12 protein-coding genes are annotated in these 13,205 nt (G+C 44.7%); 8 read left to right on the forward strand and 4 right to left on the reverse strand.

Going from position 1 to position 13,205, the window contains the following annotated elements:
- Positions 1-368: 368 nt before the first annotated feature.
- Together NJD71_RS07775 and NJD71_RS07780 are read left to right on the forward strand one after the other, a co-directional pair.
- Entirely contained in the window at positions 369-1,358 is a 990-nt protein-coding gene (locus tag NJD71_RS07775; protein ID WP_319051397.1) for a malate dehydrogenase, read from the forward strand.
- A gap of 293 nt (positions 1,359-1,651) precedes the next feature.
- A complete protein-coding gene (locus NJD71_RS07780) occupies positions 1,652-1,891 on the forward strand; it encodes a DUF2789 family protein (protein WP_319051398.1) in 240 nt (79 codons plus the stop codon).
- A gap of 81 nt (positions 1,892-1,972) precedes the next feature.
- Here NJD71_RS07780 and ribF read toward each other — a convergent pair whose 3' ends face one another.
- A complete protein-coding gene (gene ribF, locus NJD71_RS07785; RefSeq protein WP_319051399.1) occupies positions 1,973-3,055 on the reverse strand; it encodes a riboflavin biosynthesis protein RibF in 1,083 nt (360 codons plus the stop codon).
- Positions 3,056-3,302: 247 nt separating this feature from the next.
- Here ribF and NJD71_RS07790 point away from each other — a divergent pair, with 247 nt between their 5' ends.
- Positions 3,303-3,908 (forward strand): GNAT family N-acetyltransferase, encoded by a 606-nt coding sequence (locus tag NJD71_RS07790; RefSeq protein WP_319051400.1) that lies wholly within the window; start codon positions 3,303-3,305, stop codon positions 3,906-3,908.
- A 15-nt stretch (positions 3,909-3,923) separates the two neighbouring features.
- On the opposite strand, the gene NJD71_RS07795 is transcribed toward NJD71_RS07790, so the two are convergent.
- The 3 genes from NJD71_RS07795 to ampD all read right to left on the reverse strand — a co-directional run bounded on the left by NJD71_RS07795 (position 3,924) and on the right by ampD (position 7,013).
- A complete protein-coding gene (locus NJD71_RS07795) occupies positions 3,924-4,562 on the reverse strand; it encodes a hypothetical protein (protein WP_319051401.1) in 639 nt (212 codons plus the stop codon).
- A gap of 145 nt (positions 4,563-4,707) precedes the next feature.
- Positions 4,708-6,258, reverse strand: coding sequence for a murein biosynthesis integral membrane protein MurJ (murJ, locus tag NJD71_RS07800; protein WP_319051402.1), 1,551 nt, complete (start codon positions 6,256-6,258; stop codon positions 4,708-4,710).
- A 149-nt stretch (positions 6,259-6,407) separates the two neighbouring features.
- Positions 6,408-7,013: a 1,6-anhydro-N-acetylmuramyl-L-alanine amidase AmpD gene (ampD, locus tag NJD71_RS07805; RefSeq protein WP_319051403.1), complete on the reverse strand. Its 606-nt coding sequence runs from the start codon at positions 7,011-7,013 to the stop codon at positions 6,408-6,410.
- A 241-nt stretch (positions 7,014-7,254) separates the two neighbouring features.
- Here ampD and NJD71_RS07810 point away from each other — a divergent pair, with 241 nt between their 5' ends.
- The 5 genes from NJD71_RS07810 to gshB all read left to right on the forward strand — a co-directional run bounded on the left by NJD71_RS07810 (position 7,255) and on the right by gshB (position 13,197).
- A complete protein-coding gene (locus tag NJD71_RS07810; protein WP_319051404.1) occupies positions 7,255-9,357 on the forward strand; it encodes an Lnb N-terminal periplasmic domain-containing protein in 2,103 nt (700 codons plus the stop codon).
- Positions 9,358-9,450: 93 nt separating this feature from the next.
- Complete coding sequence (locus tag NJD71_RS07815; RefSeq protein WP_319051405.1) at positions 9,451-10,290, forward strand: SDR family oxidoreductase; 840 nt, start codon at positions 9,451-9,453, stop codon at positions 10,288-10,290.
- Between the two features lie 94 nt (positions 10,291-10,384).
- Positions 10,385-11,395, forward strand: a complete 1,011-nt coding sequence (locus tag NJD71_RS07820; protein WP_319051406.1) for a hypothetical protein — start codon at positions 10,385-10,387, stop codon at positions 11,393-11,395.
- 61 nt (positions 11,396-11,456) lie between these two features.
- The gene (pyrE, locus tag NJD71_RS07825) at positions 11,457-12,161 is read left to right on the forward strand and encodes an orotate phosphoribosyltransferase (RefSeq protein WP_319051407.1); all 705 of its coding nucleotides are present in this window, start codon (positions 11,457-11,459) and stop codon (positions 12,159-12,161) included.
- 64 nt (positions 12,162-12,225) lie between these two features.
- Complete coding sequence (gene gshB, locus NJD71_RS07830) at positions 12,226-13,197, forward strand: glutathione synthase (protein ID WP_319051479.1); 972 nt, start codon at positions 12,226-12,228, stop codon at positions 13,195-13,197.
- Positions 13,198-13,205 lie beyond the last annotated feature (8 nt).

The raw sequence follows: 13,205 nt of genomic DNA on the forward strand, positions 1-13,205 counted from the left end.
TACCGTTCTTTTTCTACATCCTTTTCGGTACTGTTTTTAATAAAATCTGAGTAAACTTGTCCGTATTACATTGTCATTTTTATACTCTTATTTACTCGTCTCATAGCAATAAAACATACTATGGACCGTATCTAAAAATTATACAGCCCTTTATTTATAGGCTCTGAGCTTATAGATATTCTTTTCGTATAAAATGTAACAATATAGTCCCTGATGGGTCTATGACTGTATCTAGACGGTCGCTGTGATGAAGTGCTACACTAGCTCTCGGTTTATGTATGCTGCAATGCGGCAAACAAGTCGATATCTATAATGATAATCATCAATTAAAACTATGCATTATCCAATCATCAATTAGGGAGTATTCAATGTCAATGAAACAGCCTTTACGTGTTGCCGTCACTGGTGCCGCTGGTAATATCAGCTACGCGATGCTATTTCGTATTGCATCTGGCGAGATGCTAGGTAAAGATCAGCCAGTTATTTTGCAATTGCTTGAAATCACACCAGCGCTTGATGCCCTAAAGGGTGTGGTCATGGAACTAGAAGACTGCGCATTCCCATTGTTGGCTGGTATTGTCCAAACTGATGATGCAAATGTGGCATTCAAAGATGCTGACTACGCGTTACTCGTCGGTGCCCGTCCACGTGGCCCAGGTATGGAGCGTAAGGACTTACTAGAAGCCAACGCTGCGATTTTCTCAGCACAAGGCAAAGCATTAAACGAAGTCGCTAGCCGTGATGTAAAAGTATTGGTCGTCGGTAACCCTGCCAACACCAACGCGCTAATCGCTCAGCGTAACGCACCAGACCTAGATCCACGTAACTTTACTGCCATGACTCGCCTAGATCACAACCGTGCGATGGCACAGCTGGCTGAAAAGACAGACAGCACTGTCAATGACATCAAAAACATGACCATCTGGGGCAACCACTCATCGACCCAGTATCCAGACCTAACGGCTGCGACTGTCAATGGCAAACCAGCGCTAGAGTTGGTTGATCGTGATTGGTACGAAAACACGTATATCCCAGAAGTACAGCAGCGCGGCGCGGCTATCATTAAAGCTCGCGGCGCCTCGTCTGCAGCTTCCGCTGCCAACGCTGCTATCGCCCATATGCGCACGTGGGCACTCGGTACTGATGAGAATGATTGGGTATCTATGGGTGTTTACTCAAACGGTGAATATGGTATCGCTGAAGGCCTTATCTACTCATTCCCTTGTACTTGTACTAACGGCGATTGGTCTATCGTAGACGGCGTTGATGTATCATCAGATTTCTCTAAAGAGAAAATGGCTGCCACTGAGCAAGAGCTTAGCGAAGAGCGTGATGCAGTAGCACATCTACTACCATAAGGTGTAGCCTTTATATTGCTAGCTCAAGCTAGGTGATAAGTAGAAAGAACATAAAAAAGCCCTCTTAGATATGAGGGCTTTTTTTGTGCTTGTGATATTAAGCCAAATGGCAATAGGATAAGTGCGAGTAACCTCATCTACAATTTCAAATGGCCATGTGCCGATTACCGTTAATACAATTGATAACGTTAGATAAACGTGGATTAACAGCTATTAGAATAAAGCTTGCTACAATAAACGTGTTAATTTGAATAATAACTATGATTTTACACGTGCCATTTAAGGAGAAAAGTATGTTGGGTGAACCAGAATATAATATGAATGAGCTATTTGCTCAGTTAGGTTTAGAGAGCTCTGATGAAGCGATTGATAAGTTTATCGAAGATAATCAATTAGCAAAAGAAGAAAAGTTAACAGAATCTGATATTTGGAATGACAACCAACGCATGTTTTTGCAAGAAGAATGGAGCAAAGATGCGGTATGGGTAGAGACAATTGATGAATTGAATGTTCGTCTGCACCCTGATGCTTAATAACGCATAGAATCAATATAAAGAACCCCACGATACTGATAGTATTGTGGGGTTTTTTCGTAGATAAAGTAACATCAAATACTATATTTGATGGTTACGCCATTCAAGTAGATCAGCGACATCTTGGTTAATACCATTTTTCAATGCTTCCAAGCCATCGTAGCGACGCTCACCATGTAAGAAGTGCAAAAAGCGCACTTCTACACGCAGTCCGTATAGATCAGCCTGCAACTCTGGAAAATGTACTTCTAGTCGCCAGTCATCACCCTTATCAACCGAAGGCCTTTTGCCTATATTGGCCGTGCCAAACAAGCTATGTGAACGTAACCCTACAACACCCGTATTACCGTCAGTAGCAAGAGTAGTGAGACCATCAGGTATGACGTCACCATTGTCATCCAAGCTCACGACATCCACTGCAAAAATACCATGCAGCGCAGGTTTTAGTCGCTGCAAATCGATATTTGCTGTAGGGAAGTCTATCGTTCGACCGATTTGGTCACCACGAACAATCAACCCTGTGATAGCGTAATCACGCCCAAGCAGTCTGTTGGCAGTATGAATATCGCCTGCTAATAATAAATCACGAACACGCGTAGAGCTGATCCGTACACCATCGTTGCTCGTATTATCAATATCGTTGTTACTAGTGCTGCCATGATCAGTACTGCTATCAGTGACAGTATGCAAGTTGGTCACATCCAAACCATAACCACGCAAAAACTGACTATCACCAGTACGATCATGTCCAAAACGAAAGTCGTCACCCAGTACCAATGCTTTTACATTAAGACGCTTGGCCAGTATATCTGCAAATGCCTGCGCTGAGAGTGAGCGAAAATCGGTGTCAAACCCTGCCACAATTAAGGTCTCAACCCCATACTCTGCTAGTAGTGCCTGCTTTTCTGCTAGATTGGTCAGACGTGCAGGGGCTTTGGCCGGCGCAAAAAACTCACGCGGTTGCGGCTCAAATATCATGACTGCTGCGGTAAGATTTTTGGTGCTTGCGATATCACGCGTTTGTGCCAGCATCGCTTGATGACCAAGGTGGACGCCATCAAAATTACCGATACTGAGTACACAAGGCGGCAACTCTACTGAGCTATCGCCAGTAGATGCGGCGCTAGGTGGTGCAATCAGTTGCTCGAGAAAATAGGTTTTCATAAGTTTTCAGCTATGATAAGGCCAGATAAAAAACGAAAAAAATACATCTATGCTTAAAATCGATGTGTCTAAAACTAGCCATTATAAAGTAAAATAGCCGCACTAACATCCTATAGTCTATGGATAATGCAAGTACGGTCTACCTAGAACGCCTGTTTTCTATGAGTCTAAAGGTCTGCACCTTTTTGTGTTACCCGTGTGACTGTGATGAGTAATGCCAAAAAATATAAATAAATATGGAGATCTTATGTCTGATGTTGCCTTGAACGCTACCACAACTGATTTATCAATATATCAGCTAACCGATCAGTTTGTTGTGCAGCGCGCGAGTAGAGAAGATCTAGCAGAAGTCTTAGCAATCTATAATCAAAGTATCCCTGGTAAGCAGGCCACGGCAAACTTAGCATTGGTAACGGTTGATGAGCGTACAGCCTGGTTTGATGAGCATTTACAGAGTTGGACAAGACCGATTTATGTAGTAAAGGCATTGCCTGAACAAAACCATCAGGAAGAGAGTACAAAACCACTCATAGTTGCATGGGGTAGCTTTAGTGATTTGTATGCGCGTACTGCGTATCATATCAGCACTGAAATCAGTATTTATCTGAATAAAGACTACCAGGGCAAAGGGTTGGGTAGTCTATTGACGCACTGGATGTTGACGCAAGCGCCAAGTTTGGGGATTAACAATATCGTTGCGCTTGTCTTCGCTCATAATAAGCCAAGTTTAGGACTGTTCCGTAAACTTGGCTTTGAGCAATGGGGGTATATGCCAGAAGTGTGCGATATGGATGGGTTTATCGCTGATGTTGTGATGCTTGGCAAAAAAGTAACCTTAGATGACAATGTGTAAAAAGCCTGAATCACCTTAACCCAAAATTTTCCATTGGCCTTCTATCTTTTGTAGCTGGTAGGTCAATGGCGCAGGTTCGCTCTGTCCTTTTAGCATTAGCTCACCTGTGATAGTAGCACGAGTTTTGTCGTCACTATATTGAGTGTCCGTGATAGTAACGCCTTCAACAGTTTGTTGAAATGCTGATTGAGTATTGGCAAGCTCTTCTTCAAAATTTGCCATATCGACTTGGTAGTATGATACGGCGTCTTTTACCTCACCATAATACAAACTGTTCAATGCTTTTTTGACCGTGTCCTCTGGCGTGCCCGCTTGAGTCGGATTGGTTACTAGGCTTTTTTGTGTAGTTGAAGCAGTAACTGGGTTGATATTGTCATTATCAATCATGGTTTCATTTTCAGCATCATTTGACACTACTGCCGTATCGCTAGTACTACCTACTGTATCTTCTTGTTCAGACATGGTCTCGTCTGAAGTACCTGAAGTATCTGCGGCAGCCGCTATCTCTTCGTTATCTGTAGTGGTTTCAGTATGGTTAGCAGTATCTACATCGGCAGAGTCATTATTACTACAACCGCTCAGCAGTAGTCCAGCGCTCAGCACGCCAGTGATCAGTAAAAATGGTAAGCGCTGAATAGGCCGTTTTGTTGTCATATTAAACCTCAAGTTTCGTTTATTCATTCATAACCAATTATGACAACTAACCGTCGCACGCATTGTCATTTCTCATGAGAAGCTTGTTTTGGTTTGGTAAGCCAATTATCAACTTCTCTGGAGTTTGGTTTATATGCACGTTGACCTATCCATGTTTTAGCTGGCGAGGGCGGAAGCCTGTTGCCAACAATACCACGCCATAGACGAGCGCTCCCACGACACACATAATTATGAGGGCAATGATACGTTGCCACTGAGCATCATTGGTGGGGAAGTAGGGCAGCATGAGATAAAGGACGCCAATCATAGAGGCAGTCGCAATGGCAAACTGTGTAAACAGTTTTTTCCAATGAGCCCCAAAACGGAAAATATTGCGTTTATGTAAGAAGTAATACAACAAACCTGCGTTTACGAACGCAGCACCAGTCGTAGCTAGCGCTAAGCCACCATGTAATGGTATCTCTAAAAAGTAAAATATCCCAATAAAGATCACACTAAAGACCATATTGGCAATGACAGAGATGATGCCAATTTTTACGGGGGTTCTGGTGTCTTGACGTGCAAAGAAAGCCGGCGCAAAGATTTTGATCAACATGAATCCTAAGATACCACCTGCCATGCTACGTAGGGCGAGCGAGCTCATCTGTGCATCACGTAAGGTAAACTCACCGCGTAAGAATAGCGCCTGCATCAATACATCTGCGAGCACAAATAGTGCAGCCGAAGCTGGAATACCTACCAAGATGATTAGGCGAGCTGCCCAGTCGATGGTCTTTTTGAAATTGACATCGTCTTTTTGTGCTTCGCTTTTGGATAGACTCGGTAGTATGACCGTACCAATCGCTACGCCAATTAATCCCAATGGTAGCTCGCTCATACGCTCGGCAGCGTAGAGCCAAGAGACCGACCCACCAATCATTAACGATGCAAAAACCGTATTTAATAATAAGTTAATCTGGGTAACCGACACACCAAAGATAGCAGGCAGCATCAATTTCAAAATACGACGAACGCCTTCGTGCTGAAAGTCAATCTTGGGCGCGACCAGTAGTTTTTGTTGCCAGAGCTGCGGCAGTTGTATCAAGAATTGCAGTAAACCTGCGATTGCCACGGCATAGCCAAGCGCCATAATGGGGGTATCAAACATCGGCGCAAAAATGAGCGCACCACCAATCATACATAAGTTCAACAGCACAGGGGCAAAGGCAGGTGCTGCAAAACGGCCATAACTTTGCAAAATACCACTGGCAAAAGCCGTCATAGAGATGAATAGCAAATAAGGAAAGGTGAGGCGAAGTAGTTCAGCAGTGATAGCAAACTTGTCTGGCTGATCAGCAAATCCAGGGGCAAACAATGTGACTACCCAAGGTGCGATCAAGATGACCACTACTGTCAGCATCGACAACACCATGAGCAGTGCGCCTGAGGTGCGACTGACTAAAATTTGTACCTGTTGTAAGCTGTATTTTTCTTTGTACTCAGACAGTACAGGTACAAACGCTTGGCTAAAAGCTCCTTCGGCAAACAGTCGTCGCAAAAAGTTTGGGATTTTGAAGGCGACCAAAAAGGCATCCATCAACCCACCAGCCCCAAAAACGCCTAACAATACAATATCGCGTACCAAACCCAAAATACGAGACAACATGGTCATGCTACTGACCACCATGGTTGAACGAAATAACCGACTTTTTGCCATGAGAACCTATCTTGCCAATGTGTTTATAGGGTTGCGTACGAGGTTGTATACTGACTTGCTACTGCAAAAACTGACGAATTATAGCACTTTCATCACTGAGATAAATGGATTGGGTATGGAAATCACCTTTATGACAGGGAGGCGCTGTTTTAAGATAATTCTGCAACCAGATGTCGCAATCTTGCCCATTCAAAATAATCACCAGGATCCGTTTTGCGTCCTGGCGCAATATCACTATGACCTGTCAAATGTCGCTGTGTTTTGGGGTAGGCGTTATAGACAGCTGCGACTACCATTGCAAGCGTCTCATATTGAACAGAAGTAAAGGGCATAAAATCTGACCCTTCAAGCTCGATGCCAATGCTATAATCATTACATTCAGGTCGTCCCAAGTAACTCGACCGTCCAGCATGCCACGCACGTTCGTTGAAATTGACAAACTGGGTGATAGCGCCATCACGTTCGATAAACAGGTGTGCTGATACTTCTGCCCCTTTGATCGTCTGAAAGTAAGGATGCGCATCCCAGTCTAGTTGATTGGTAAACAACGCTTTTACATAATGTAAGTCATTAGAGTCACAAACCCCAAATTCGTTTGGTGGTAGGCTGATGTTGTGAATGATAATCGCATCGACATTGACATCTTGTGGTCGACTATTGTAGTTCGGTGAAGTCAGCCACGTCGCTGCGGATAATACCCCATCTTTGATAGTCATTGGCGGCGTAGATGATGTGGCGTTTGATAAGGTGGGCATGACGCTCTCTTTTTGTAATAGTATTCATAGTAGTGTGATAGATGACCTATCAAAGTAGCCGTCAGATATCTTTTTATCCAGTTGGCTTAGAGGATAGTCGACTGTATATGTTATCGGCGTCCCTGATCCAGTAGATCTTAGGCACGCTAATAACGTGTAAATAATGGCGTCTAAGTAATAACGTGTGAGGGCTTACCTCATATCCATAGAACTAAAGTTCGTGTTTGGAGACTGTAATCTGATGAGACTTAACCCGCAAGCACCATTATCCTTGGCAGTAGCAGCGTTACTACTCTCTGCACCCGCACAGGCATTTTTGCCAACGCCTTTATCTGTCATAGAGGAAGATCTACAGTCATCTGAATTACCCCCTACTGACTCAAATGCTACTGTACCTATCCAGATGGCATATCCGGATGAGGCTGTGCAGGGTGCTCAAAATGACATTAACTCTGGTTCCAGTATAACGACAGAGCAGCTACTTTCAACATGGCGTAAGCAGGTAAAAACTGACAATTTAGCACAGCATACAACATGGCGACGTATGTTGTACTTCTATGATGACCAAAACCGTATTTTTGCAAAAAAGCAAACGAAGAGTATGGTTGATGATCCAAGCTTCTTTTTGAGCACGCGCGGTCAGCAAGATGCAGCAGCAGAGCTAGATGCTACGCTCGTAGCTCTTGCAAAAGAAACGACATCTCCTATCCATAACAACCAAGCCACTACTGAAACTCATATTCAAGCGAATAACGATTCTATTCTGTGCCGTTTTCCAGCGCGAGTGGCATGGCTAAAAGAAACGTTGGCTATTGATGATGCGCGTCTATCGGCTGAGTGTCCAGAGCTGGATGATTGGATGTCGACACTGGCACCTGAGCAGCTATCCATTGTATTTGCTGAGGAGTATTTGGACAACCCACTCTCTGCTTTTGGTCACACGCTACTGCGTATTGATTCAAAGTCGAGCGTAGCAGACCCCAATCAGATCAGTCAGGCGTATGCACTCAACTATACGGTTGATGGTGATCCAGATGATAGCTTTCCAGTTTATGCGACCAAATCTATGATAGGTCGTTATGACAGTGCTATAGAGATTGATCCTTATCCAGAAAAGCTGGCAAAGTATCTACAAGACGATGAGCGTGATACGTGGACGTATCAATTGAATTTGACCCCAAGTGAAGTACAACAGATCATGCGCCATGTGTGGGAAACCAAAGGGCTAAAAATGCCGTATTACTTTACTACGGACAACTGTTCCTCTGAGATTTTACGACTTATCGACGTGGTTCGCCCGCAGCAGAGTCTATTGAGCCAAATGGCTTATGTTGTCGTTCCCTCCGATGTGGTTCAACTGTTAGGTAAACAGAACCTTTTGGCAAGTACCATGTACACACCTGCCGATAATACCTTGCGACAAGCGCAGATCAACGAGAAAAATTTAAGCCCTAGGCAATTAGGCTATCAAGACAGTGCTAAGCAAACACTTAACCAAATAAAATCTGCAGAGCTCAACGCTATATCGAGTATGTCAGACGACAATCAGGCATTACTCAAGCGTCAAATCGAGCCATCAGATAATAATCCAGTAGACAGGCATCCACTACAGCTTGGCACTATCGGTATAGGGCAACGCGGCGATGACGACTATGTTGATATTGGGTTTAGAGCTGGGTTTCATGATACGCTTGATCATGTTGCAGGGTATCCGCAGTTTTTTAATTTAGAAGGTTTGGCGGCGACAGTGCGTCTATATAACACCGATGATAATAAGGGCAGTCAAGCCGAGCGTGTGGTCTTACAAAACGCCACCTTGATTCGAGGACGCTCTTTTAATCCTGTCAATTCTGCCAAAAAAGGCAAAACATGGGGCGCAAGTATCGAGGCGACACGAGTGAATGATGGGTCACAAGATGCGGGCATAGACCATTTGGTTGGTAGCGTGGGTTATGAGACAGGCTGGTCTTGGGCGTTTGGCACACCTAGCACAGGTACGGGTGAGATGCCGCCGCAGCTATGCTATACGTTTTTGGCGGGTACCGCGCAAGCAGGGCGAGGTCTCAATAAAGGCTTTCGCGTAGGTGCTGGTGTCAATGCGGGCTGTCGTTATCAGATTAACAATCAGTTACGTGCGCAAGCTGAATTACAATTACCATATTGGTATCATGGCAGCAGCGATGAGTCTAACGTCCGGGATCATTACTGGCAGCCGATATCAAGCCTTGGGCTGCAATACGATATCGATAAAAAACAAGCCTTACGTATCAATGCCAACTATGAGTGGCAAGAGCGCGTCGATGCCAATGACGACATACAGCTGTCGTACAGACGATACTTTTGAATCTTGGTTTAGCTAATATTATTATAGAAAAAGTCGATGCTGAACGCTGTAGTGATTGTATTGGTAAGGGTTACACTAAAAGGAAAATGCTGCATGAGTACGCATAATTTACTAATTATTGGACAAGGCGATATCGGCCTACCGGTCACTAATACCCTTGCACGAGAAGGTTTCTCTGTGACGGGACTTGCGCGCAGTGAGCGTCAGCATTATGCTTTAGTAGATAGCGCTAATTTTTTGCAAGCGGATGCATTGACCTTAACCGCGGCACAGTTAGACACATTCACCCACATTGCTATTATCATCACCCCTGATGAGTATTCGGCTAGCGGCTATCACGATAGCTATTTGGCGATTAACCAGCATTTGGCAACCCTTGCCTCAAAACTAGTCAACCTTGAACGCGTGGTATTTATTTCCTCTACTGGTGTTTACGGACAGGACAGTGGTGAGTGGATTGATGAACATACTGTACCCATCACGCCTGCGCGCGACGCATCAAAGGTTATATTGCAAGCAGAGCAAGCACTACAACAGGGCTTCGGTGATAAAGTAATTATTATCCGTCCGAGCGGTATCTATGGGCGCGCGCGACTTATGCGTCTACGCAAAGCTCGTGAACCACAAAAAGAGCCAGTAGCAGCCTCGCACTGGAGTAACCGTATCATGGACCGTGATTTGGTTACTATCATCTCCAATGTATTGAGGATAGACGTACCAAAGTCGCTTTATATTGCAACAGACTACAGGCCTGTAACCACTTTTGAGCTTGGCGTTTGGCTGAGTGAGCAAATCGGCGAAACAGCACCTGCTATTGATGACGAAAAAACATCAGTGACAGGAAAGCGCTTGCACAGCAATATTCCGTTAGCTTGGCTTGAGTACGCTGACTGGCAGATAGGGTATCGTGATATTTTGGATCATCAACAGTAAGTTCTTAAGGACATTTGAATGCTTTCAAATATAATATAGCCGTTTTGTTCACTCGCTCTTACTTGTTTTATATTTTATAGTCTATGGAGATTTCATGACCCAGCCTTCTACTTCTGATAACCGCTTATCTAATGCTAATAGTGCAGCAGAAGGCGGTAAGCTTGCAGAAGGTCATGTCCAAAAACAGACTGAGCAATCGTCTCTGCTAGCTGACTCGCACCAGCCTGCGATTGTCCATCCCAACTTTGATCCCAAACGATCGCCTCTTGATCCTGCTCGCCCCCTAAGTGATATTCCTGAGCCTGCGCGTCGCCTAGATGGTCAACTGCGTCGGCTTTATGGTAACTCGACGCGTTTTTATCAGCCGACTGAGTCCAGCTTGTCGAAGTGGGAGCTAATAGCATCAGAAGCGTTGGCCGAGCATTTGTCACTACTTAGTGCAGCACAGCTCATCGAGCTACCTGATAGTTTTTATCAGAATCACAGTGAGCAGCCATTAGTATCACCGTTATCGGGTATGACATTACTAGATATGTCAGACATTCAGCAGGCCATTCGCGCCTATCCAAAGCTGCATCGCTATGGGTTTGCACCTATTGATAGTGCCGCAAAGACTGAGCCAGATAACGATAGCAGCGCTAATGAGCCTTCAGCCTCTCTACGAGCACTAGTAAAGCGTTACAACCCTGATGAGCTGCTGAGCAGTATCTATGCAGATGACTGGCAAGTGATTTTGCATCCACAGCAGTTTGAGACAGGTGAGGGCAGCTTGGTCACGGATATTATGGCATGTAGCGTCGCTGTCCATGTGCTCAAGCAATGTACTACTCGCAAAAGTATCAATCACAGTTATAGTGCCGCACAAATCTGCCAATATGTGCGTAGTTATTTGCTTAGTCAAATCGTCTGTGAGCCTGCGCAGCAACATGCATACCGCCAGATTCGAATATTTGCAGGACACATCATTGCTGCTGCATATCATTTGGGCTGGGAGATACAAGTACGCGCAGATGGTCAGAGCTACTTTAACCTCTCGTCGCGTAGTGGTTTACTAACTCGCTATGCCAACATGCAGGATTATGAAATCAACGGTTGGTCAAGTTGACCAATAATGCGTACAATAATGCCAGTTTTTTGCCCCTCTTTTTACTGATAGGAATGTAATAATGCCTCACGCACCATACCAGCAAGATACCATGTTTTCATCTCATCAATTTATTCAGTTGGCTTTAGATAACCATGTGCTAAAGTTTGGTGAGTTTGTCCTCAAATCTGGTCGCATCAGCCCGTACTTTTTTAATGCAGGTCTGCTTGCGACTGGCGAGATGTTATCGCTGCTAGCACGTGGTTACGCAGACGCGTTAGCAGAGCAAGTGCGTGCAGCAGATGACAAAAACGATGAGCAAGAGTTGGTCATCTTTGGTGCGGCTTATAAAGGTATTCCTTTTGTCGCGGCGACCGCGCAAGCGTTATGGTTACATCATGGTATCAACGCCAAATGGGGTTATAACCGCAAAGAAGCCAAAACCCATGGTGAAGGTGGTAATTTAGTGGGTGCAGATGTGACTGGCAAAGCGGTATGGGTACTCGATGATGTCATTACAGCAGGCACAGCCATGCGTGAAGTGGTCGAGATCTTGGAGCAGGCAGGAGCGAGTGTTGCGGGTATTATTGTTGCGCTCGATCGCAAAGAAAAAGGTCAAGCTGAACACTCTGCTATCCAAGAGCTTGCGGCGACACTAGAAGTGCCTGTACGTGCATTGGTTGATATTGATGACTTGATCAGTTATTTGGCAAGTGATAAAAGCCAACATAAAGACGCGACCCAATTAGCCAAAATGCAACATTACCGTGAGCAGTACGGCGTATAGTTGAGCACTGAGTTTATTTCATATCAATAATATAACGTAAGTGAGCCTTACTATGAGTCAAACAATGAGCCAACAAAACCAAAAAAAACCGCTAAAGATCCTCGTTATTATGGATCCTATCGAGCGGGTTAATTATAAAAAAGACACCAGTCTCGCTATGATGTGGGCAGCTCAGGACCGTGGACATCAACTTGGTTACTGTCAGATCCATGACTTGTGGTTGGACCGTGGGCAGTTGATGATCGATACGCAGCCGCTTACCGTGAAGCGCGATCCTACAGATTTCTATACATTAGGTGACAAAGCAACAGGTCCGGTCAGTGATTATGATGTGATCTTGATGCGCAAAGACCCACCGTTTGATATGCGTTTTATCTACGCCACTTATATGTTAGATCATGCCAAAGCCGCAGGCGTGCTCGTGGTCAATGATCCGCAAGCCATCCGTGATTGTAATGAGAAGTTGTTTGCGACATGGTTTAGTGAGTATATGAGCCCAACGATTGTGACCAGCAAGCAGGCGCATATTCGTAAGTTTATCGCTGAGCAGCAGGATGTCATCGTCAAGCCATTAGATGGTATGGGCGGTACAGGTATCTTTCGTCTAACTGCTGATAGTCCTAATATTGGCGTAACAATTGAGGTGCTCACGGAACTTGAAACTTTACCTATCATGGCGCAGCGTTATCTACCTGAGATTAAAGATGGTGACAAGCGCGTGCTCATCGTTGATGGTGTCGTGGTTGATTATAGCTTGGCACGTATTCCAAGCAAAGGTGAGACGCGAGGCAATCTAGCCGCGGGAGGTAGCGGTGTTGCCATGCCATTGACCGATATCGAGCGCCAAGTGGCAGAAGTTGTGGCACCAATTGTCAAAGAAAAAGGTCTAATGTTTGTTGGTTTAGACTTAATAGGCGGGCGTATCACGGAGATTAACGTCACTAGTCCAACATGTGTACGTGAGATTGATGATCAATGCGGTACAGATATCGCAACCGACTTTATCATGGCGATTGAAAATAAATTTACGGTATAGTTGTTATC

This window comes from Psychrobacter sp. PP-21 (genome assembly GCF_033790785.1).
Taxonomy (GTDB): Bacteria; Pseudomonadota; Gammaproteobacteria; order Pseudomonadales; family Moraxellaceae; genus Psychrobacter.